We start from the raw sequence: 22,056 nt of genomic DNA on the forward strand, positions 1-22,056 counted from the left end.
CGGGGCGGCCCGGCCCGCCGGACGGGGTGATCCGGGTCGACCGGACCCGGTGATCCGCCGCCGTGCTATCAAGGGGCATGGCGGCGGAAAGCACTGACCTCGACCGGATGCGCGACCAGGCTCGACGCTGGCTCGACGACGACCCCGACCCGGCCAGCCGGGACGAGCTGCGGGCCGTGCTCGACCGGCTGCCGGCCAGCGCGCCGGAGCTGGCCGACCGGTTCGCCGGCCCGTTGACCTTCGGCACGGCCGGGTTGCGCGGCCCGCTGCGCGCCGGGCCGAACGGCATGAACCTCGCGGTGGTCACCCGGGCGGCGGCCGGGCTGGTCGGCTGGCTCGCCGCCGAGGGCGGCGAGGGTCCGCTGGTCATCGGGTACGACGCCCGGCACGGTTCCCGGGAGTTCGCCGAGCGCACCGCCCAGGTCGCCACCGGCGCGGGCCGGCCGGCGCTGCTGCTGCCCCGGCCACTGCCCACGCCCGTGCTGGCCTACGCGGTGCGCAAGCTCGGCGGCGTGGCCGGGGTGATGGTGACGGCCAGCCACAACCCGCCGCAGGACAACGGCTACAAGGTCTACCTGGGTGCCCAGCTCGGTGGGGCGCTCGGCGCGGGGGCGCAGATCGTGCCGCCGGCCGACGCCGGTATCGAGGCGGCCATCCGGGCGGTCGGCCCGCTGGCGCAGGTGCCGCTGGGGCCGCCCGGCCAGGTGCTCGGCGACGACCTGGTCGCCGCGTACGTGGAACGGGCCGTCGCGGTGATCGCCCCGGACGGGCCGCGTGACCTGCGGGTGGCGTACACCCCACTGCACGGGGTGGGGGCGGCGGTGCTGACCGCGGCCTTCGCGCGGGCGGGTTTCCCGACCCCGGGCGTGGTGCCCGACCAGGCGGAACCGGACCCGGCCTTCCCCACCGTCAGTTTCCCCAACCCGGAGGAGCCCGGCGCGGTGGACCGGTTGGTGGCCCTCGCCCAATCCACCGACGCCGACCTGGCGATCGCCAACGACCCGGACGCCGACCGCTGCGCGGTGGTGGTCCGCGAGCCGGCCGGCACCGGGACGGGGTGGCGGATGCTCCGCGGGGACGAGGTGGGGGTGCTGCTCGCCGACCACCTGATGCGGCGCGGCGTCGACGGCCTGTACGCGACCACGATCGTGTCGTCGTCCCTGCTCCGGGCGATGTGCACGGCCCGGGGCCGGGCGTACGACGAGACGTTGACCGGGTTCAAGTGGATCGTCCGGGCCGGGGGTGGTACCCCGCCGCTGGCGTACGGCTACGAGGAGGCGCTCGGCTACTGCGTGGCCCCCGACCACGTACGCGACAAGGACGGCATCACCGCCGCGCTGACCGTCGCCGAGCTGGCCGCCGGGCTGAAGGCGCAGGGGCGCACGCTGACCGACCGGCTGGACGAGCTGGCCGCCGAGTTCGGCGTGCACCACACCGACCAGTTGTCGGTCCGGGTGGACGACCTGCGGATCATCGCCGACGCGATGGCCCGGGTCCGGGCGGCCACCCCGACCACGCTGCTCGGTGCGCCGGTCACCGAAGCGCAGGATCTGCTGCCCGACGCCGACGTGGTGATCCTGCGGACCGCCGCCGCCCGGGTGGTGATCCGTCCGTCGGGTACCGAGCCGAAGCTCAAGGCGTACCTGGAGGTGGTGGAACCGGTCGCGGAGGGGGACGTGCCGGCGGCCCGGACCCGGGCGGCGGCGGCGCTCACCACGCTGCGCGGCGAGGTGGCCACCGCCCTCGGCATCTGACCCCGGCCCGCCGCGTGCTTCGCCGCGCGTCCGGCGCATGATCAACTCAGTGGGACCGATATGCGGTATCCGGACGAGGTGGATACCGCTATATCCGCGACATCGTGCGGCCTTATCCAACGAATCGGCCGACCGCGATAGGGCGGTCTCGGCCGTGCAGTCAACTCGATGTGGGTTAAATAGCGGTATCCGCGTCCGGGGATGCCACTGTATCGGTGACATGACGCAGCTCTTCCCCGAATTCGCCCGATCCCGCCCCGGGCTGGTGGGCAGCCTGCCGAAGGTGGCTGGGCAGGGCTCGGTCGGGGCCCGCAACCTGGGACCGGCAGCGGCATCACCGGGTGTCACCTCTTGCACACCGACCGCTTGCGTGATTAGCATCAGCGCATCGATCTCGCCATTTTCCCGACGTCACCGGTATGCGTTCTCTCTGATGTTGCATCGGCGGCGACCCGTTGTTTCATTTCAGCCGGAAAGGTGTTGCACGGTGCGTGAAACAAACAGTTCGACCGTGCCGCGACGGCAGCTCGGCAGGCTGCTCACCCAATTGCGGGAGGACGCCCGACTCAGCATCGAAGCGGCGGCCGGGGAGTTGGACTGCTCACGGCAGAAGCTCTGGCGCATCGAGCGGGGTCTGACGGCGGCCAAGACGCCTGACGTCCGGGTGCTCTGCGAGCTTTACCGGGCCACCCCCGACCAGACGAGCGTGCTGCTGGGGCTGGCCGAGGTGAGCCGGGCCGAGGGCTGGTGGCACGCCCACGGGAGCGCCGTGCCGGCCTGGTTCTCGCTCTACGTCGGCCTGGAGAACGTCGCCAGCAGCATCCGCTACTACAACGCCGAGCTGGTGCCGGGGCTGTTGCAGACCCCCGGCTACGCCACCGCGCTCTTCCAGCACAACCGGCCCGAACTGGGCGAGGAGGAACGACGGAAGATCGTCAGCCTCCGCATCCAGCGGCAGGGGCTGCTGGCCCGGCGGCTCCCACCGGCCCCCGCGCTGACGGTGATCCTCAGCGAGGCGGTGCTGCGCCGCCCGGTGCCGGGCCGGTCGGTGATGGCCGACCAGCTCCGGCACCTGGCGGCCGTCGGCGAGCGGCACAACATCACGATCCGGGTGCTGCCGCTGGCCGCCGGGCCGCCGCTGGCCGCCGAGGCCGGCACCTTCGTGCTGCTCGACTTCCCACCCTCGGCGCTCGGCAGCCCGAGCGAGCCGCCGACCGTCTACGTCGAAGGGCTCACCGGCGCGCTCTACCTCGACCAGCCGGCGGAGATCGCCGCCTACGAGCGGGTATGGAAGGGGCTGGATTCCCTCGCCCTCGACGCGGGACAATCGACCGAGCTGATCGACGCGATCCGGGGAGAGTGCCATGCCTGATCTGACCGACGCCCGCTGGCGCACCAGCACCCGCAGCGGCACCAACGGCGGCGAGTGCGTCGAGGTGGCCGACAACCTCCCCGGCATCATCGGCATCCGGGACAGCAAGGACCCGACCGGCCCGACCCTCACCGTCGCACCCACCGCCTGGTCCGCCTTCGTCACCGACGTCAAGGCGCACCGGCTCACCCGCTGAGGACCGGTCCTCGCGTATCCGCCAAGGCCGCCGCACCCGCCGGGAAAGCCGGGTCAGCCCACGGTGCGCTTGCCGAGTGCCTGGTCGACGGCCTGGCCGAGGGCGGTGACCACCAGGGCCACCGACGGGCGGACCACCGACTCCTCCAGGCTGATCGTGCCGGAGAACCCGGCCCCGCCCGCGATCTCCTCCAGCCGACGCCGGGCGTCCTGCGCGGCGCTGCCGGTCAGGCCGAGCGCCGGTTCCATCCGCAGCACCGCCACCAGGGTGGCCAGCGCCGCCGTCCGCTCGTCGGGAAGCTGCTCGCCGGCCAACGCCTCGGCCAGCCGCCGCCGGCTGTCCTGCTCCACCGACGGGTCGGTGGTCGGGTAGCGGTGCACCACGATGAAGTCCAGCTCGGTCTCCTCGACGTCGCGCACCACGCCCCGGTCGACGAGGTCGCCGAGGATGCGGTCACGCAGGCCGTGCCGCAGCCGCTGCACCCAGGAGGAGGGGCTGTGCGGGGTGTCGGCGGCCATCCGGCCCAGCACCCCGTCCAGGATCGGTTCGCCGACCGGCGTCGGGTCGGTCACCGCCAGGTTCCCATCGACGTACGCGATCCGGCCGGCAAGGGCCAGCTCGACCAGGACGGCGGCGGCCATCCCCAGGTCGAGGCTGATCCGGGGCATGGTCGCCTTGCCGGTCTCATCGTCATACGCGAGGAGCAACAACTCCTCCGCCAGCGCAACACCAGTCATGGCCCGAGACGGTAGCGCCTGAACGCACCCCGCGCTCACCGACTCGCTCTGGGTGGGAGGGCGACCCCCGCGGCCGGTCCGACCACTCCCCCGCGACGTGCCGGCCGGCCGCCTGCCCAGCCCGGAAACACCGGAGCCGGGCGGGCCGGAAACGGGGCCTGCCGGCCACAAACTGAGCGGGGCATGCCGGCCGCACGCCGGGCCGGTCAGAAGCGGGGCATTCCGCCGAACTGGCGGTCACCGGCGTCGCCGAGGCCGGGGACGATGAACATGTTGTCGTTCAGCCCCTCGTCGATCGACGCGGTGACCAGCCGCAGCGGCAGCCCCGACCGTTCCAGCCGGGCGATGCCGACCGGCGCGGCGAGCACGCAGAGCACGGTGATGTCGGTGCAGCCCCGGTCGGCGAGCAGCCGGCAGCAGTGCTCCAGCGAACCGCCGGTGGCCAGCATCGGGTCGAGCACCAGCACCGGCAGGCCGGCCAACTCCCGGGGCAGCGACTCCATGTACGCGCGCGGCTCGTACGTCTCCTCGTCGCGGGCCAGGCCGACGAAGCCCATCGACGACTCCGGCAGCAGCCCGAGCGCCGCGTCGGCCATCCCGAGCCCGGCCCGCAGCACCGGCACCAGCAGCGGCGGGTTCGCCAGCCGGGTCCCCTCGGCACCGGTGACCGGGGTCTGCACCGGGTACTTCTCGACGGGGAAGGTACGCGCGGCCTCGTACACCAGCATGGTGGTGAGTTCGTGCAGCGCGGCCCGGAACGACGACGAGTCGGTCCGGGCGTCCCGCATGGCGGTCAGCCGGGACTGGGCGAGCGGGTGGTCAATGACGTGTACGTCCACGATCGCTCAACCTACCGGTCCCGGTCGGCCGGCAGTACGGGTGCGCGGCGGGCGGCGACGTCGCTCACCCCCGGCCCGGCGGGTCGGGCCGGTCACCCCGAGGCGCTGTGACCAGGATCACCCGACTCGCGGCTGCGTAGTATTCGGGGCATGACGGCGACAACGACGTCGGCCCGGTCGGACCTGTCCGAGCTGGGGCGATCCGAGACCGCGTTGCGGACCTTCCTGCACGGCCTGCCCGGGGTGGACCAGGTCGGCGCGGAGCAGCGGGCGGCACAGCTCGGCACCCGCTCGATCAAGACCACCGCCAAGGCGCAGGCGATCGACCTGGCCATCCGGATGGTCGACCTGACCACCCTGGAGGGGGCCGACACCCCGGGCAAGGTCCGCGCCCTGGCCGCCAAGGCGCTGCGGCCGGACCCGGCCGACCCGACCTGCCCGCACGTCGGCGCGGTCTGCGTCTACCCGGCGATGGTGCCGCACGTGGCCGAGGTGCTGCGCGGCAGCGCCGTGCACCTGGCCAGCGTGGCGACCGCGTTCCCGTCCGGGCAGGCCCCGTTGGACGTCAAGCTCGCCGACACCCGGGCGGCCGTCGCCGCCGGGGCCGACGAGATCGACATGGTGATCAACCGGGGCGCGTTCCTGGCCGGCCGCTACGCCGAGGTCTACGACGAGATCGTGGCCACCAAGGAGGCGTGCGGGGACGCCCACCTCAAGGTGATCCTGGAGACCGGCGAGCTGGCCACCTACGACAACGTCCGGCGGGCCTCCTGGCTGGCGATGCTGGCCGGCGGCGACTTCATCAAGACCTCCACCGGCAAGGTCCCGGTCGCCGCCACCCTGCCGGTGACCCTGGTGATGCTGGAGGCGGTCCGCGACTTCCGGGCCGCCACCGGGCGGCAGGTCGGCGTCAAGCCGGCCGGCGGGATCAAGAACACCAAGGACGCGATCAAGTACCTGGTGATGGTCAACGAGACCGTCGGCGGCGACTGGCTTGACCCGGACTGGTTCCGGTTCGGCGCGTCCAGCCTGCTCAACGACCTGCTCATGCAGCGCACCAAGCTGACGACCGGCACCTATTCCGGTCCCGACTACTTCACCCTGGACTGAGCATGATGTTCGAATACGCCCCTGCGCCCGAGTCGCGTGCGATCGTCGACATCAGGTCGTCCTACGGGCTGTTCATCGACGGCGAGTTCGTCGACGGCGAGCACCTCGACAAGACGGTCAACCCGGCCACCGAGGAGGTGCTCGCCGAGGTCACCTGGGCCGGCACCCGGGACGTCGACCGGGCGGTCCGCGCCGCCCGCACGGCGTACGACACGGTGTGGGGTCCGATGCCGGGCCGGGACCGGGCCAAGTACCTGTACCGGATCGCCCGGCTCATCCAGGAACGTTCCCGCGAGTTGGCGGTGCTGGAGTCGCTGGACAACGGCAAGCCGATCCGGGAGTCCCGGGACGTCGACCTGCCGCTGGTCGCCGCGCATTTCTTCTACTACGCCGGTTGGGCCGACAAGCTGCCGTACGCCGGATTCGGGGCGGACCCACGACCGCTCGGGGTGGCCGCGCAGGTCATTCCGTGGAACTTCCCGCTGCTCATGCTGGCCTGGAAGGTCGCCCCGGCGCTCGCCGCCGGCAACACGGTGGTGCTCAAGCCCGCCGAGACCACCCCGCTGACCGCGCTGCTGTTCGCCGAGATCTGCCAGCAGGCCGACCTGCCGGCCGGCGTGGTCAACATCGTCACCGGCGCGGGCGACACCGGCCGGGCGCTGGTGGAGCACCCGGGCGTGGACAAGGTCGCGTTCACCGGCTCCACGGAGGTCGGCAAGGCCATCGCCCGGTCGGTGGCCGGCACCGGCAAGAAGGTCACCCTGGAGCTGGGCGGCAAGGCCGCCAACATCGTCTACGACGACGCGCCGATCGACCAGGCCGTCGAGGGGATCGTCAACGGCATCTTCTTCAACCAGGGTCACGTCTGCTGCGCCGGTTCCCGGCTGCTGGTCCAGGAGAACGTCGCCGAGCAGGTGCTCGACGCGCTCAAGCGGCGGATGGCGCTGCTGCGGGTCGGTGACCCGCTGGACAAGAACACCGACGTCGGGGCGATCAACTCGGCCGCCCAACTCGCCCGCATCCGGGAGCTGTCCGACGCCGGAGCCGCCGAGGGTGCCGAGCGGTGGTCGCCGCCGTGCGAGCTGCCCGAGCGGGGGTTCTGGTTCGCGCCCACCATCTTCACCGGGGTCACCCAGGCGCACCGGGTGGCCCGCGAGGAGATCTTCGGCCCGGTGCTGTCCGTGCTGACCTTCCGCACCCCGGCCGAGGCCGTCGAGAAGGCCAACAACACGCCGTACGGGCTGTCGGCGGGGATCTGGACCGACAAGGGCTCGCGCATCCTGTGGACCGCCGACCGGCTGCGCGCCGGGGTGGTCTGGGCCAACACGTTCAACAAGTTCGACCCGACCTCGCCGTTCGGCGGCTACAAGGAGTCGGGTTACGGCCGCGAGGGTGGCCGGCACGGGCTGGAGGCGTACCTCAATGTCTGAGCGGGTCGCGGTACGCAAGACGTACAAGCTCTTCATCGGCGGGAAGTTCCCGCGCAGCGAGTCGGGACGGTCGTATCTCGTGCAGGACTCGAACGTGTCACTGGCCTCCCGCAAGGACGCGCGGGACGCCGTGGTCGCCGCCCGCGCCGCCGTGAAGGGCTGGGCCGGCGCGACCGCGTACAACCGGGGTCAGATCCTCTACCGGGTGGCCGAGATGCTGGAGGGCCGCCGCGAACAGTTCGTCGCGCTCGGCGTGCCGGCCGACGAGGTGGACGCGGCGGTCGACCGCTGGGTCTGGTACGCCGGCTGGGCCGACAAGCTCCCCCAGGTGTACGGCGGCGCGAACCCGGTCGCCGGGCCGTACTTCAACCTGTCCGCGCCCGAGCCGACCGGGGTGGTGGCCGTGGTGGCCCCCGAGGCCCCGGCACTGCTCGGCCTGGTCAGCGTGATCGCCCCGGCCATCGTCACCGGCAACACGGTGGTGGTGGCGGCCTCCCCGGCGGCACCGCTTGCGGCGGTGACCCTGGCCGAGGTGCTGGCCACCTCGGACCTGCCCGGCGGGGTGGTCAACCTGCTCACCGGCCGGATCACCGAGACCGCGCCGACATTGGCCGCGCACCTGGACGTCAACGCGATCGACCTGGCCGGGGTGGCCGATGCCGAACTGGCGACAGACCTGGAGGCCAGGGCGGCGGAGAACCTCAAGCGGGTGCTCCGACCGGTCCCGGCCGACCACGACTGGACGGGCGACCCGGGTCTGGGCCGGATGACCGCGCTGCTGGAGACGAAGACGGTCTGGCACCCCAAGGGGGTGTGACCACGGGTGTCCTGCCCCCGGAGGGGTTCTACTACCGGGGGTAGGATTACCTGGTGACTCGGTTGGGCGATCTTGAGCGGGCGGTGATGGACGTGCTCTGGGACGGGGTCCCGGGCACGTCGGACGGGGTGACCGTGCGCGAGGTCGCCGAGGCGCTGGACGGGCGCGAGTTGGCGTACACGACGGTGATGACGGTGCTGGACCGGCTCGCCGGCAAGGGCATGGTGCAGCGCGAACGCGAGGGGCGGGCCTGGCGTTACCGGGCCGCCGCCAGCCGCGAGGCGCACATCGCCCAGCTCATGCTCGACGCCCTCGACCTCGGTGGCAGCCGGGACGCCGCACTGGTGCGGTTCGCCCGCTCGGTGACCGGCACCGAGGCCGAGGTGCTGCGGGCGGCGCTCGGCGCGGAGGCGGGGCTGACCGACCCCGCACCGGCCGGACCCGACGCCGGGTCGACCGGGGCCGGGCTGACCGACCGGGTCGGTGACCCGCGCGCCGGCCGGGCCAGGGCCGTCGACGAGGCCACGGACCGGTAGGGCGAGCGCCGTGGCGTACGCCGTGCACTTCGCCGGGGCGGTCCTGGCCTGCTGGCTGACCGCCCAGGTGCTGGCCCGCGCCACCTGGACGTGGCGGGCCCCCCGGGTCGCGATCGTCTGCTGGCAGGCGGTCGGGCTGGCGCTCGGCCTGTCCGCGATGGGCCTGCCGATGGCGTTGGGGCTGACCGCGTACGACCGGCCGACCGGCGGGGCGCTGCTGGCCCTCGCCGACGACCTGGCCCACGGCACGCTGCCGGCCGGGGTGACCGCCGTCCACCTGGGTCTGGTGGGGGTGGGTTTCGGCATCGGCGCGGTGCTGCTCGGCACCACCGTCCGCAGCGTGTACTCCACGGTGCGGGCCCAGCGCCGGCACCGGGACCTGCTCACCCTGGTGGCCCGCCGGGACCCGGCGATCCCCGGCGCGCTGGTGCTCGACCATCCCGGTGCCGCCGCGTACTGCCTGCCCGGGGTGCGGCCCCGGGTGGTGGTCAGCGCCGGCACCCTCAGCCTGCTGGACCGGGCCGAGTTGGCGGCGGTGCTCGCCCACGAGCGGGCGCACGCCCAGGAGCGGCACGACCTGGTGCTGTTGCCGTTCACCGCGCTGCGCCGGGCGCTGCCGTGGTTCCGCTGGGTCGGTGCCGCCCACGAGCGGGTCGCCCTGCTGGTCGAGATGCGGGCCGACGACAAGGCCCGCGCGCTGCACGCCGAGGCGCCGCTGGCGGGGGCGCTGCGCCGGTTCGCCGCCGCCGGGCACCGGATCACCCCCGCCGGCACGCTCGGTCTCGGTGACCGGGACCTCGACGTCCGGGTGCAGCGGCTGCTGGTCGCCGACCGGCCGCCCCGGCTGCTCGGGGCCGCCGCGCTGGCGGTGACGACCACCCTGGCCGCCCTGCCGATCTCGCTGTTCCTGAGCTGACGCCGCCCGCGTCGGCCGGCGGTGCCACGCGCGCCTATAGGTAGTCAGGCTACGTGTAGCATCGCTACGACAAGCGGGACTACCTCTGGAGAGGTCCATGGACACCCTGCTCCTCGCACGCCTCCAGTTCGCCACCACCACCTCGATCCACTTCCTCTTCGTGGCGGTCACCCTCGGCCTGGTCACCCTGCTGGTCGGCCTCCAGACCACCTGGGCGCTGACCGGGGACCCGAAGTGGGAACGGCTGACCCGGTTCTGGGGCCAGCTCTACGTGATCAACTACGTGCTCGGCATCGCCAGCGGCATCGTGATGGAGTTCCAGTTCGGGCTGAACTGGAGCGGGCTGTCGCGCTACGTCGGCAACGTCTTCGGGGCCCCACTGGCGATCGAGACGCTCGTGGCGTTCTTCCTGGAGTCGACGTTCCTCGGCATGTGGATCTTCGGCTGGCAGCGGCTGCGGCGCGGCGTCCACCTGGCGCTGCTCTGGGGGGTCGCGCTCACCGCGTACGCCTCCGCCTTCTGGATCATGGTGGCGAACGCCTGGCTCCAGCACCCGGTCGGCTACCGGGTCGACGACGGGGTCGCCCACCTGACCGACATCGGGGCCCTGCTCACCAACCCCACCCTCGGCATGGCGCTGGGCCACGTGATCGCCGCCAGCCTGCTCACCGGCGGCATGCTGATGGCCTCCGTCAGCGCCTGGCACCTGATCCGGCGGACCGCCGACGTCGCCCTGCACCGCACCGCGCTGCGGATCGGGCTGGTCACCGCCGCCCTGTCGGTCAGCCTGCTGCAGGGCTTCGGCTTCGCCCAGTTCGGGCCGGTCGGCGAGCTGCAACCCACCAAGTTCGACACCGGCCCGACCGCCGACGCCCGGATCGCCGAGTGGACCACCCGGTTCGGCCCCGGTGACTACACCCCACCGGCGCTGTCCAACGTCGGGCTCGGCTTCATGATCCTGATCGGGTTCACCCTGGGCTGCGTGTGGCTGCTGCTGCCGCTGCTCTGGCGGGACCTGGTGATCCGGCTGCGCTTCCCGCTCTGGCTCGTCCTGCTCGCCCTGCCGCTGCCGTTCGTCGCGGTGATCCTCGGCTGGCTCGCCCGGGAGGTCGGCCGCCAACCCTGGGCCGCGTACGGGCTGCTCCCCACCGACCAGGCCGTCTCCCGGGTCGACCCGGGCCTGATGCTCGCCTCGCTGATCGGGTTCAGCCTGCTGCTCGGCGCGCTCGCCGTCACCAACTGGACGCTGCTCGCCCGGCACGCCGCCCGAGGCGCCGTCGACCCGGCCCTCGGCCGCCCGCCCGGCACACCCGACGACGACCGCTCCCGGCCCGTCCCCGCCCTCGCCTGAGAGGACCCCCCGATGCCCCTGCTCTGGTACGCCCTGCTCGGCTTCTTCTTCGCCGGCTACCTCGTCCTCGCCGGCTACGACTACGGAGTGGGGCTGCTGCTCGCCCGGCGCGACACCCCGGCCGCCCACCGCGCCCGACTCACCGCGCTCGGCCCGTTCTTCCTCGGCAACGAGGTGTGGCTGGTGGCCGCCGTCGGCATCCTCTTCGGCGCGTTCCCCACCCTGGAGGGCGAACTCCTCTCCGGCCACTACCCCGCCGTGGCCGGGGCGCTGGTCGGGGTGATCCTGGTCACCGCCGGGGTGCAGCTCCGCAGCCGGCCGACCGGCCCGGCCGCCCGCCGCGGCGGGGACCGGGTGATCGTGACCGGCAGCGCGCTGGCCGCCTTCGGCTGGGGCGCCCTGCTCGCCGGGCTGCTCCAGGGCCTGCCGATCGACGCCACCGGCCACGTCACCGGGCAGACCCACCTGGCCACCCCGTTCGTCGCCGCCACCGGGCTCGCCCTGCTCACCCTGGCCGCCGCGCACGGTGCGACGTTCCTCACCCTGCGCCTGCCGGCCGCCGACGCACCGGCCACCGCCCGGCTGGCCCGCCGGCTGCTCGTCGGGGCGCTCGCCGCGGTCGCCACGGCCACCGCGCTGGGCCTGCTCTCCGACCGGGTACGCGCGGCGACCCGCCAGCCGCTGCCCGCCGTACTGCTGGTGGTGGCGCTGGTCGGGGCGCTGCTGGCGGCCCGCGCGGCGCTGCGCCGGGGTCGGCCCGGGGTGGCCCTGGTCGCCACCGGCGCGGCCCTGGCGCTACCGGTGGCCCTCGTCGGGGTGGCCCGCTGGCCGGCCGTGCTGGTCTCCACGGTCGACCCGGCGGCCACCGTGACCGTCACCGACGTGGCGGCCAGCGGGCCCACGTTGCAGCTGCTGGGCTGGCTGCTGCCGCCCCTCCTGCCGGCCCTACTAGGCTTCCAGGCAATGTGCTGGTGGGTGTTCCGGGGACGGACCGACGGCAGGGCACCGGTGTACTGGTGAACCGCCGTCCCTTCGACCCGCGTCTGCTGCGCCGGGTCCCCGCGGCCCGGCGCGACCTCGCCGTGCTCGCCGCCCTCGGCGGGCTCACCGCGCTGCTGGTCGTCGCGCAGGCCACCGCCCTGGCCACGGTGCTCGCCGCCGGCATCGACGGCCGGCTGGACACCGGCGCGCTGGCCGGCTTCGTCGCCGCCGTCGGCGGCCGGGCCCTGGTCACCTGGGGGCAGGGCACCGCCGCCGCACGGGCCGCCGCCACCGTGAAGGCCACGCTGCGCGCCGACCTGCTGGCCGCCGTCGGCCGGCACGGGCCCGGCTGGGTCGCCGGGCAGCGGGCCGGCCAGCTCGCCACCCTCACCGGGCGCGGCCTCGACGCGCTGGACGCCTACTTCACCGGCTACCTCCCCCAGCTCGTGCTCAGCGTCACCGTGCCGGCCGCCGTGCTGGCCCGGCTGGTCTTCGCCGACTGGAGCTCTGCCCTGATCATCGTGCTCACCCTCCCGCTGATCCCGGTCTTCGGCGCGCTGCTCGGCTGGCAGGCCCAGGCCGCCACCGAACGGCAGTGGCGGCGGCTGTCGATGCTCGGCGGGCACTTCCTCGACATGGTGGCCGGGCTGCCCACCCTGCGCGCGTTCGGCCGGGCCCGGACCCAGACCGGGGTGGTCCGCCGGATGGCCGACGGGCACCGGATCGCCACCATGAAGACCCTGCGGATCGCCTTCCTCTCCGCGCTGGTGCTGGAACTGGTCGCCACCCTGTCGGTGGCGCTGGTCGCGGTGCCGGTCGGCATCCGGCTGCTCGACGGCGGCATCACCCTGGCCACCGCGCTGCTGGTGCTGCTGCTCACCCCGGAGGCGTACCTGCCGTTGCGGGCCGCCGGCAGCCGGTTCCACGCCAGCATGGAGGGGCTGACGGCGCTGGACGAGGCACTGACCGTCTCCGCCGTACCCGCCGACGCGGCAGAGGGTGCCCCGGCAACCGCCGGACCCGCCCGGACGCCGGCCGGCGACGGCGAGATCGTCTTCTCCGGTGTCACCGTCGCCTACGAGCGGACCACCGCACTGCGGGACGTCACGCTCACCATCAGGCCCGGCGAACGGATCGCCGTCGTCGGGCCGAGCGGCGCCGGCAAGAGCACCCTGCTCGGCCTGCTGCTCGGCTTCGTCACCCCGACCGCCGGCCGGATCACCGTGGCCGGGGTCGACCTGGCCGACGTCGACCCCGACGACTGGCGTCGGCAGATCGCCTGGGTGCCGCAGCGGGCCCACCTGTTCGCCGCCACGCTCGCCGACAACATCCGGCTCGGCGCGCCCGACACCCCCGACGCCGACCTGGCCCGCGCGGTCACCGACGCCGCGCTGGACGAGGTGGTCACCGCCCTGCCCGACGGGCTGGGCACCCTGCTCGGCGAGCGCGGCCACGGGCTGTCCAGCGGCCAGCGGCAGCGGGTCGCCCTGGCCCGTGCCTTCCTCCGGGACGCCCCGCTGGTGCTGCTCGACGAGCCGACCGCCCGGCTGGACACGGCGAGCGAGACGACCGTCCTGGACGCCACCCGACGGCTGGTCGCCGGACGTACCGCCCTGCTGGTGGCGCACCGGCCGGCCCTGCTGGCCGACGCCGACCGGGTGCTGCACGTCGCCGCCGGCCGGGTCACCGAGCTGACCCCGACCGCGGAGGCCGGCCGATGAGCACCGTCCCTCCCCCCGGCGCGGGAGGCCCGCCGCCGGGCACCGGACCCGAGCGGGTGGTGCTGCGGCTGGCCCGACCGTACCTGGGCCGGCTGGTCGGGGCCGGGCTGCTCGCGTCGGCCACCGAACTCGCCGGCCTGGCCCTGATGGCCACCGCCACCTGGCTGCTGATGAGCGCCGCCGGCCAGCCACCGCTGGACCGGCTCACCGTCGCCATCGTCGCCGTCCGGGCACTGGCCGTCAGCCGGGGCGTGCTGCGCTACACCGAACGGCTCGCCGGTCACGACGCCGTGCTCCGCTTGATCACCGACGTCCGGGCCCGCGTCTTCGCCAGCCTCGCCGCCCGTTCCGGGCCCACCGGCCAGCGCAGCGGGGACGCCCTGAGCCGGCTGGTCTCCGACGTCGAGGCGGTCCAGGACCTGCTGCTGCGGGTACTCGTGCCCGGGGCGGCGGCCGCCCTGGTCGGGGTACTGGCCGTCGGCGGGGCCGCGCTGGTCTCGCTGCCCGCCGCCGGGGTGCTCACGGTCGGGTTGCTGGTCGCCGGGGTGGCACTGCCGGTGCTGGCCACCGCGCTGACCCGCCGGGCCGCCGACGAGGTCGCGCCGCTGCGCGGCGCGCTCGCCACCGATGCCGTCGACCTCACCCACGGTGCCGCCGACCTGGCCGCCTTCGGGGCCACCGGGCAGGCGCTACGGGCCGCGACCCGGCGCGCCGACCGGCTGGCCCGGCTGGAACGCCGGCTCGCCGCGACCGGGTTCGCGGTGGACGCGGCCGGGGTGCTGGTGGCCGGGCTGACCGCCGCCGGGGTGGTGCTCGCCGCGCTCCGGGCCGACGTGGCCGGGGTGCTGGTCGGGGTGCTCGCTGTCGGCACCCTCGCCGCGGTGGAGATCGCGTTGGCGCTGGTCGGCGCGGCACGCCAGCACACCCAGCTCCGCGCCGGCCTGGCCCGGGTGGCCGCCCTGCTCGCCGACGGTGACCCCGGGGCCGGGCCCGGTCGGCAGCAGCCGACCCCGGAACCCGGCACCGACGCGGCGGACGGTGTCCCGGTGGACGCGACCACGACGGGGTCCGACGTGCGGTTCGAGGGGGTCGTCGTCCGGTACCGGCAGGGAGCCGCGCCCGCGCTGGCCGGGTTCGACCTCGACCTGCCCGCCGGACGCCGGATCGCGGTGGTCGGGCCGAGCGGCGCGGGCAAGAGCACCCTGGCCGCCGTGCTGACCGGGGCGGTACGACCCGACGCCGGCCGGGTCACCCTCGCCGGCCGGGACGTCGCGACGTACCCGCCCGAGGCGTTGCCCCGGGCGGTCGGTGGCCTGCTCGCCGAGGCGTACGTGTTCCACGCCTCGGTCCGCGAGAACCTGCTGCTCGGCCGGCCGGACGCGGACGAGACGGAACTGGTCGGGGCGACCCGCGCCGCCGGCCTGCTGGACTGGGTACGGGAGCAGCCGGACGGCTGGGACACCGTGGTCGGCGAGGAGGGCGGACAGCTCTCCGGTGGGCAGCGGCAGCGGCTCGCGCTGGCCCGGGCCCTGCTCGCCGCGCCCGGCGTCCTGGTGCTGGACGAGCCGACCGAGGGGCTCGACCCGGTCGCCGCCGACGCGGTGCTGGCCGGGACGTTGGCGGCCACCCCCGCCGGGCGCTCGGTGCTGGTGATCAGCCACCGGCTCAGCGGCCTGGCCGGGCTGGACGAGATCGTGGTGCTCGACGCCGGGCGGATCGTCCAGCGGGGACGGCACACCGACCTGGTCGCCACCCCCGGCTGGTACCGGGAGCAGTGGCTGCTCCAGACGGCCGCCGAGCGCGGTTACCTGGCCCTGACGCCCTGATCCGGCACGACGGTCGCCGGCCGGCCCGGAGCGCGGGTCCGGGGATCTCCCCGACGCGCGGGCGTACCGGCGCGTGACAGGGTGGTGTCATGCGTGCCTGCGACGGGACGGGGATCGACGAGCGGCTACGGGATCTGGGGTCCCGGCTGCGGGGTCCGGCACGGCTGCGGACCGAACTGCTCCACGAGGTACGGGACGCGCTGGACGACGCCACCGAGGCGTACCGGGAGCGGGGTCTGCCGGCGCGGGAGGCCGAGCGGCGGGCCGTGGCCGACTTCGGGACGCCGGCCGAGCTGGCCCCGGCGTACCAGGCGGAACTGGCCGCCGGGGCGTTGCGCGGGCTGTCCCGGCGGGCGCTGCTGATCGCCGTGGTGCTGACCCTCGGCGGCGACCTGACCTGGCGGGGGTCGAGTTGGAGCGGCGGGCCGGCACCGCCGCCGGCCTACCAGGTGCTCGCCGCCTCGATGAACGGGATCTGGCTGGTCGTGGCCGGGTTGGCGCTGGCGGCCCTGGTGGGCGGGCGCTGGGCGGCCCGGCGGGGCCGGGCCAACCCGCCTGTCGAGCGGCTGCTCGGGTTGGGGCTGGCCGGCACGCTGGTCGTCGGTGCGGTCGCCGGGGTGGCGCTGTTCGCCTGGTCCGTCGGGCTGTGGGACGCCGCCCTGACCTGGCCGCCGATGATCATCGGGTCGGTGCTGGCCGGATCCGCCTACTTCACGCTCTTCCGGGCCACCCGGCTGTGGCTGGTGGCCGCCCGCTGACCCGCACCCGGGCGAGGGTCGACCGGCCGGGGCGGGGTCAGGCCGGTGCGGCGGGTGGGGTGGCGGGGTCGAGGAACCGGCCGACGGTCGCGCTGAACTCGCGCCAGCCGGCCCGTTCGCCGGCCAGCGACGTCCGGCCGGAGTCGGTGAGCCGGTAGGTGCGCCGCTCCCGACCGTTGACGGTGCTCCACGAGCTGGCCACGTGGCCCGCCCGCTCCAGCCGACGCAGCGCCGGGTAGATGGTGCCCGTCGGCAGGTCGAGCTGCCCGTCACTGCGGGCGCGCAGGGCCTCGATGACGGCGTAGCCGTGCAGTTCCCCCTGCTCCAGCACGGCCAGGAGCAGGGCGTCGAGATGGCCGTGCAGCGCCTGAGCCTTCATGTGTAGTCACGCTACTTGTCGGCCCGCCGGACCGCCAGCACCACCCGGCTCGCGACGCCGTCGAGGTGCTGGTGCGCAGGGCCGCCGAGGTGCGGGTTCACGGCGTCGTCGGGGTGCGGGGTCCGCCGACGCAGGGACGCCCATTAGGGTATGTGCCCAGAGTCACTCGGCGACCGCGAGGCCGTCGGGTGGGCAAACCGACGCACACGGAGGTCAGCGTGGCCCGCCAGTCGCCCCAACGGCCCGACGCCGACGAACCCGAGCTCGACGACACCGATGGGCCGGCCGAGCCCGACGTGGAGCCCGGCCCGGTCGACCGCTCGCTCTGGGACGAGCTGAACATCGATCCGGTCGAGATCGCCCTGCCCGCCGGCACCGGCTTCACGCTCCGGGCGTACCGGCCGGCGCGTGAGCTGACCCCGACGGACGTCGTCGAGCGCGACGAGGACGACCCCTTCCTGGCCCGGCGTCAGGTCGTCGAGGCCGAGGACGACGACGAGGTGATCATCCTCGACGAGGAGTTCGCCGCGCTCACGGCCGAGGACGACGAAGCGGACGCCAAGGCCGGGGGCGACGGCAAGCGGTCCGACCGCAAGCGCGACACCGACGACGCTGACGCCGACCCGGACACCGTCGACGCGGACGCCGCCGACGACGACACGGACACCGACGGCGGCGACGACGAAGCCGACGCCGAGGGCGACGAGGAGGTGCCGGTCTTCCTGAGCCACAAGGGCCGGCTGCTGCTGTTCAAGACGCCCGAGTCGTTGGTCAGCTTCGTCCGCTCCGGCGCGCCCAACGACATGTCCCAACTGGACGGTTGGAATGAACTGTCCGAACGGGTGGAGCCCGCCGACATCGCCCCGCGCGACGAGGACACCTACGAGCTCGACCTGGTCGTGGAGAACCTGCGCGGCGGGCACGACACGTGGGACCCGACCCTGCTCATCGAGGCCGGCGAGGTCGCCCGCGACCTGTCGTACGCGCTGCGGCTGCCCGCCGTACTGGACATGCTCTCGGCCGGTTCCAGCCTGGACGACCTCGATGAGGCCCTGCGCGCTTCTGTCAACGGCGGAGTCGGTGGTTTTCTCGGCCGTAGGCGGCTGAAAAAAATCGGGGCCCAGACCGCAAGCTTGGGATGGCGCACCATTGTCGGCAAGATCTCTGCCGTCGTGGACTGGCGCGACTGACCCCGAGCGGGGAGCATCAGTGGCTGGCAGTGAATAGACCGGTGTCCCGGGAGGAGGACGACGCCTTGGCGCTCGTGCGCGTGTACTGCGGTCTGGCCTCGGCAGATCCGGCCGACCGACCGGCCGCGGCCGGATCGACGCTGACGTCCGCCGTGGTCGACGACGCAGGCCGTCTGCTGCATGTCTACGAGGTCAGTGACGACGCGGCCGGCTACGCCAGGCTCGTCACGCTGTTCGTGGAGCGGTCGGGCGGGCCGAGTGGCGTGGCGATCGCCGCGGACAGCGACGACCACGCGGTCACCTCACTGCTGAGCGCGGCCGGCCGTCCACTCGCGATAGCCGACGACGACTCGGTCGACGATTTCGCCGAGCGGTTCGCCGACGACGACTCCCTGGAGGAGATGCAGTCCGCGCCGGCCGAGCGGCGGGCGGTGGGCCTGGCCCGTGCCCTCCAGGCCGGTGCGCTCTCCGCGGTCACCCTGCCGGCACCCCGGGACCTGGCCGGTTTCAAGCAGGTCCTCGCCGCCCACGCCGCCCTGTCCAGCGGCCGGCACTCCGCGGCCGTGGCGCTGCGCGAGGTGCTCCGCGAGCTCTACCCGGCGGCCCTGCGGGCCTACCCCGACCCGGCCGAGCCGGTGGCCCTGGCCGTCCTCGACGCGTTGCCCGAGCCGAACATGCTCACCGGCACCTCGGCGCGGGGCCGGGACATGTCGGTGGCCGCCGAGGCGGTCACCGCACGGCTCACCGCCGACGGGCTCGCCGAGGCCGGGGAGATCGAAGCGGCGGTCACCGCGCTGCGGGTGGCCGTCTCCGAAACCCCGCGCCGGGCCACCGTCAACCGGGCGCTCACCTCCGCCGTCGCCGAGACCGTCCGGCAGTCGGTGGCCGCGGTACGCGCCTGCGACGCCGGCTGCGAGGCCCTGGTGGGCGCGCTCGCCACCCGGGTCAGTGCCCCGAACCCGCTGCCCGGTCGCCGCGCCGCCGCCCGTCGCGGCGAGCAGGTCGCCGAGCTGACCGGAATCAGCGGCACCGGCCCCGGGCTGCGTGCGGTCCGGCCCGCCGAGCCGGCACCGCCGGTACCGACAGGTCGTCGTAGCCGCCCCGAGCCGGTCCCCGGCAGTGGCATGCCTGCCGCACCCCGCCCGCTCGGCCCGCCGCCGGTGGCACCCGCCCCGGTCACCCCGCCGCCGGTGGCACCGGCCCCGGTCACCCCGGCCGCCGCCAGCCTGCCGACCTCGGTGCCGCCCGCGCGTACCGACCCGGGGATGCCCGCGGCCCGTCGCGCGTCGGAAGCGCCGACCACCATGATCCCGCCGATCCGGCGCGGAATGGACGCCCCGACGAACCGGCCGGTCTCGGCACCGCCGCCGCCCCCGCCGGGGATCACCCCGATCGCTCCGGCGCAGCGCGGCACCGTGCCCCCCGCCGAGGCCGGCGAGCCGTTCCGGCCGACGCTGACCACCGCCGCGATCAACAACGCCCGCGCCGAGCGGCAGCGCACCGTGATCCCGCCCCGGCCGAAGACCACCGGCGCGCTCTCCACCCCCACCGGCGGATTCAGCGCCACCGACCTGAACGTCCCGGTGCCGGTCGGCCGGCCCGAGCCGGAGCAGCCCACCGCCCCGCCCGGGTCGCGGGCGAACTGGCCGCTGGTCAACAACCCGGAGGACCCGGCCGACAGCTCCGCCAACAATCCGGTGGTGCCGGCGTACGGCGAGCGGGCCGGCCGGCCGGCCGCCGCCCCCACCGACGCGGGTGCCGGACGCCGGATCACCCCCCCGTGGCTCGCCGACGACCTGCCCCAGGAACCGCCGATGCTGCGGCTGGTGGAGCCGCCGCCGCTGGCCGACCGGGCCCTGCGGGACGGGCTGGACAACGCCCCCGCCGACCCGCACCTGGACACCCCGCCGCTGCGGCTGGTCGACCGGGACGAGGCCGGCCGGGCCGGGCGACCCCATCGGGCCGACCGGGTGGAGCAGGTGGACCGCCCCACCCGGGCCGAGCGGCCGGGTCGACTGGACCGCCCCGTCGACCGCCCCGAACGGCTGGACCGCCCCGAGCGGCTCGACCGGGCCGAGCGGCTCGACCGGGCCGAGCGGCTCGACCGGGCCGAGCGGCTCGACCGGGCCGAGCGGCTCGACCGGGCCGAGCGGCCGGAACGACTCGACCGGGCCGACCGCCCCGACCGGCTCGACCGGTCGCCGGCACGCGGCGAACGGCCGGGCCTGGAACGGCGGCCGGAACCTGTCGAGCGCCGTCCCGCGCCGATGGAGCACCGGCCGCCGCCGGTCTCCGACGAGGGCGACGGCGACCTGCTGATCTTCGCTCAGGCCAAGTCGGCGTGGTTCGTCGGGCACGGCGACGAGAGCGACCTGGAGTGGTCGTCCACCGCGGACACCGGTTGGCAGGCCGCCGAGAAGGTGGCGCAGCCGGCCGTCGGTGCGGAGACCTCCGCCGGGCTGCCCAAGCGGGTCCCGCAGGCCAACCTGGTGCCCGGTTCCCCGCTGCGCGAGGAGCGTCCGCTGCGGATCGTCCGGGACGCGGCGAGCCTCGCCGAGAACACCACCGGCTACTTCCGCGGTTGGCGTCGCGGCCAGGAGATCGGCGGTTTCGCCGTCGGCGGTCGGCCCGGCCGGGAGGCGGCCGGCGGCTGGGACTTCAGCCGGGACCCGACCGAGCGGGAAGACGACCGGGAGTACGAGTTCCGCTCCGCCGGCTACCGCTCCTGACCCTCTGACGGCTCACCGCTGGCCCGACCGGTGCATCCGGTCGGGCCAGCGACGTCGTACGGGCCTAACCGCAGCCGCCCTGTCCCGGAGACCCTCTCGCAGGCCGTCCGCCCGCCCAGCGGCCCACAGAGCCGGCGTACCGGCTGGGACGCCAGACCTCTCTGCGGGCGGGGCCTCAGGCATCTCCATGCCATGCGGACACGACCGCCGGGGACGTGCCTCCCGTGACGGGTGGGCCGCCGGACCGACTGGGGCGAAGGAGCGGCGGCGGGAGCCGGCTCCCGGCGTACCGGGGCGGGAAATGCGTACGCGCCCGGTCGCGGCCGGAGCCGCCACCGGGCGCGTACGGAGTCGGTCAGGCCGGCGCGACCGCGCGCGACCGACGCATGGTCAGCACGTACTCGACCAGCGAGATCAGCACGTGCTTGGTCGACTCCCGGTTCCGGGCGTCGCAGGCCACCACCGGCACGTCGGTCGAGATCGCCAACGCGTCCCGGACGTCCTGCGGGTCGTGGTACTGCATTCCGTCGAAGCAGTTGATGGCCACCAGGTACGGCAGCCGCCGGTGCTCGAAGAAGTCGATGGCGGCGAAGCAGTCGGCCAACCGGCGGGTGTCGACCAGCACCACGGCACCGATGGCGCCCCGGACCAGTTCGTCCCACATGAACCAGAAGCGTGTCTGGCCCGGGGTTCCGAACAGGTACAGGATCAGATCCCGGTCGATCGAGATTCGACCGAAGTCCATCGCCACCGTGGTCGTCGTCTTGCCCGGCACCTGCCGGGTGTCGTCGACGCCCACGCCGGCGGAGGTCATGATGGCCTCGGTGGTCAGCGGCGTGATCTCCGAGACCGAGCCGACCAGCGTCGTCTTGCCGACGCCGAACCCACCGGCGATAACGATCTTCGCCGACGTCACGCGCCCGTTCGGGGCAGGCGGCCGCTGCGACATGTCAGAGCCTGCGAAGTCCACTCAGCACCCTCTCCAGCAGTTCAGTGCCCACCGCGTCATCCGAGTCGTCCAAGATGGTCGGCTCGTGGACCGCGACCAGGCCGTCCGTCGCCATGTCGGCGATGAGCACCCGGGCCACGCCGAGCGGAAGCTGCATCCGCGCCGCGATCTCGGCGAGCGACTGCACACGTCCGTCACACAGCGCGGCGATGTACTGGTGCTCCCGGCCCTGACCGCCGTTGCCACCGGCAGCAGCGCGACCGCGCACCGTCGTCTCGACGAGCGCCTCCAGGGCGATGTCGAGCCGGGGACGGGTACGACCACGGGTCACAGCGTATGGCCGGACCAACGCACCTGTCGGTTCGTCACGATCGACCATGTCGCCGCTCACCTCCTTCGTCCCCGGCACCGGCTCTCACCCGGTGGAACCCGTCGTTCTTGTCGTCCCGTGCCGACCAGGCGGTC

At 74.6% G+C, this 22,056-nt stretch carries 20 protein-coding genes; 15 read left to right on the forward strand and 5 right to left on the reverse strand.

Annotated elements, in window-relative coordinates:
* Positions 1–77 precede the first annotated feature (77 nt).
* The 3 genes from ACN267_RS20150 to ACN267_RS20160 all read left to right on the forward strand — a co-directional run bounded on the left by ACN267_RS20150 (position 78) and on the right by ACN267_RS20160 (position 3,322).
* Positions 78–1,754 (forward strand): phospho-sugar mutase, encoded by a 1,677-nt coding sequence (locus ACN267_RS20150; RefSeq protein ID WP_421489358.1) that lies wholly within the window; start codon positions 78–80, stop codon positions 1,752–1,754.
* A 487-nt stretch (positions 1,755–2,241) separates the two neighbouring features.
* The gene (locus ACN267_RS20155) at positions 2,242–3,126 is read left to right on the forward strand and encodes a helix-turn-helix domain-containing protein (protein ID WP_421489359.1); all 885 of its coding nucleotides are present in this window, start codon (positions 2,242–2,244) and stop codon (positions 3,124–3,126) included.
* The gene (locus ACN267_RS20160; RefSeq protein WP_421489360.1) at positions 3,119–3,322 is read left to right on the forward strand and encodes a DUF397 domain-containing protein; all 204 of its coding nucleotides are present in this window, start codon (positions 3,119–3,121) and stop codon (positions 3,320–3,322) included. The genes ACN267_RS20155 and ACN267_RS20160 overlap by 8 nt, the downstream gene beginning before the upstream one ends.
* A 53-nt stretch (positions 3,323–3,375) precedes the next feature.
* Here ACN267_RS20160 and ACN267_RS20165 read toward each other — a convergent pair whose 3' ends face one another.
* The gene (locus ACN267_RS20165; RefSeq protein WP_204956398.1) at positions 3,376–4,059 is read right to left on the reverse strand and encodes a GOLPH3/VPS74 family protein; all 684 of its coding nucleotides are present in this window, start codon (positions 4,057–4,059) and stop codon (positions 3,376–3,378) included.
* A gap of 206 nt (positions 4,060–4,265) precedes the next feature.
* Positions 4,266–4,898: a uracil phosphoribosyltransferase gene (upp, locus tag ACN267_RS20170; RefSeq protein ID WP_088643926.1), complete on the reverse strand. Its 633-nt coding sequence runs from the start codon at positions 4,896–4,898 to the stop codon at positions 4,266–4,268.
* 150 nt (positions 4,899–5,048) lie between these two features.
* On the opposite strand from upp, the gene deoC reads away from it, so the two are divergent.
* From deoC to ACN267_RS20220, 10 genes are all read left to right on the forward strand, one after another.
* Positions 5,049–6,008: a deoxyribose-phosphate aldolase gene (gene deoC / locus ACN267_RS20175; protein ID WP_204956397.1), complete on the forward strand. Its 960-nt coding sequence runs from the start codon at positions 5,049–5,051 to the stop codon at positions 6,006–6,008.
* A 5-nt stretch (positions 6,009–6,013) separates the two neighbouring features.
* Positions 6,014–7,438: an aldehyde dehydrogenase family protein gene (locus ACN267_RS20180; protein WP_421489361.1), complete on the forward strand. Its 1,425-nt coding sequence runs from the start codon at positions 6,014–6,016 to the stop codon at positions 7,436–7,438.
* The gene (locus ACN267_RS20185) at positions 7,431–8,255 is read left to right on the forward strand and encodes an aldehyde dehydrogenase family protein (protein WP_421489362.1); all 825 of its coding nucleotides are present in this window, start codon (positions 7,431–7,433) and stop codon (positions 8,253–8,255) included. Before ACN267_RS20180 ends, ACN267_RS20185 begins: the two co-directional genes overlap by 8 nt.
* A 53-nt stretch (positions 8,256–8,308) precedes the next feature.
* Positions 8,309–8,791 (forward strand): BlaI/MecI/CopY family transcriptional regulator, encoded by a 483-nt coding sequence (locus ACN267_RS20190; RefSeq protein WP_204927437.1) that lies wholly within the window; start codon positions 8,309–8,311, stop codon positions 8,789–8,791.
* A 10-nt stretch (positions 8,792–8,801) separates the two neighbouring features.
* Positions 8,802–9,707 (forward strand): M56 family metallopeptidase, encoded by a 906-nt coding sequence (locus ACN267_RS20195; protein ID WP_204956395.1) that lies wholly within the window; start codon positions 8,802–8,804, stop codon positions 9,705–9,707.
* A gap of 97 nt (positions 9,708–9,804) precedes the next feature.
* Entirely contained in the window at positions 9,805–11,058 is a 1,254-nt protein-coding gene (locus ACN267_RS20200) for a cytochrome ubiquinol oxidase subunit I (protein ID WP_281900597.1), read from the forward strand.
* A gap of 12 nt (positions 11,059–11,070) precedes the next feature.
* A complete protein-coding gene (locus ACN267_RS20205; protein WP_421489363.1) occupies positions 11,071–12,078 on the forward strand; it encodes a cytochrome d ubiquinol oxidase subunit II in 1,008 nt (335 codons plus the stop codon).
* Positions 12,075–13,760: a thiol reductant ABC exporter subunit CydD gene (gene cydD, locus ACN267_RS20210; protein WP_421489364.1), complete on the forward strand. Its 1,686-nt coding sequence runs from the start codon at positions 12,075–12,077 to the stop codon at positions 13,758–13,760. Before ACN267_RS20205 ends, cydD begins: the two co-directional genes overlap by 4 nt.
* Entirely contained in the window at positions 13,757–15,586 is a 1,830-nt protein-coding gene (gene cydC / locus ACN267_RS20215; protein WP_421489365.1) for a thiol reductant ABC exporter subunit CydC, read from the forward strand. Before cydD ends, cydC begins: the two co-directional genes overlap by 4 nt.
* 89 nt (positions 15,587–15,675) lie before the next feature.
* A complete protein-coding gene (locus ACN267_RS20220) occupies positions 15,676–16,344 on the forward strand; it encodes a permease prefix domain 1-containing protein (protein ID WP_421489366.1) in 669 nt (222 codons plus the stop codon).
* 37 nt (positions 16,345–16,381) lie between these two features.
* On the opposite strand, the gene ACN267_RS20225 is transcribed toward ACN267_RS20220, so the two are convergent.
* A complete protein-coding gene (locus ACN267_RS20225) occupies positions 16,382–16,723 on the reverse strand; it encodes a PadR family transcriptional regulator (protein WP_204956389.1) in 342 nt (113 codons plus the stop codon).
* A 188-nt stretch (positions 16,724–16,911) separates the two neighbouring features.
* Between ACN267_RS20225 and ACN267_RS20230 the strand changes: the two genes are divergently transcribed.
* Together ACN267_RS20230 and ACN267_RS20235 are read left to right on the forward strand one after the other, a co-directional pair.
* Positions 16,912–17,913, forward strand: coding sequence for a DNA primase (locus tag ACN267_RS20230; RefSeq protein ID WP_204956388.1), 1,002 nt, complete (start codon positions 16,912–16,914; stop codon positions 17,911–17,913).
* 41 nt (positions 17,914–17,954) lie between these two features.
* Positions 17,955–20,642, forward strand: a complete 2,688-nt coding sequence (locus tag ACN267_RS20235; protein ID WP_421489367.1) for a transposase — start codon at positions 17,955–17,957, stop codon at positions 20,640–20,642.
* A gap of 355 nt (positions 20,643–20,997) precedes the next feature.
* On the opposite strand, the gene ACN267_RS20240 is transcribed toward ACN267_RS20235, so the two are convergent.
* On the reverse strand, positions 20,998–21,591 hold the full coding sequence (locus tag ACN267_RS20240) for a GTP-binding protein (protein WP_088643912.1): 594 nt from the start codon (positions 21,589–21,591) through the stop codon (positions 20,998–21,000).
* A 1-nt stretch (position 21,592) separates the two neighbouring features.
* Positions 21,593–21,970, reverse strand: coding sequence for a DUF742 domain-containing protein (locus ACN267_RS20245; protein WP_088643989.1), 378 nt, complete (start codon positions 21,968–21,970; stop codon positions 21,593–21,595).
* Between the last annotated feature and the right edge of the window lie 86 nt (positions 21,971–22,056).

The organism is Micromonospora sp. WMMD734, from assembly GCF_049178975.1.
Taxonomy (GTDB): domain Bacteria; phylum Actinomycetota; class Actinomycetes; order Mycobacteriales; family Micromonosporaceae; genus Micromonospora; species Micromonospora wenchangensis.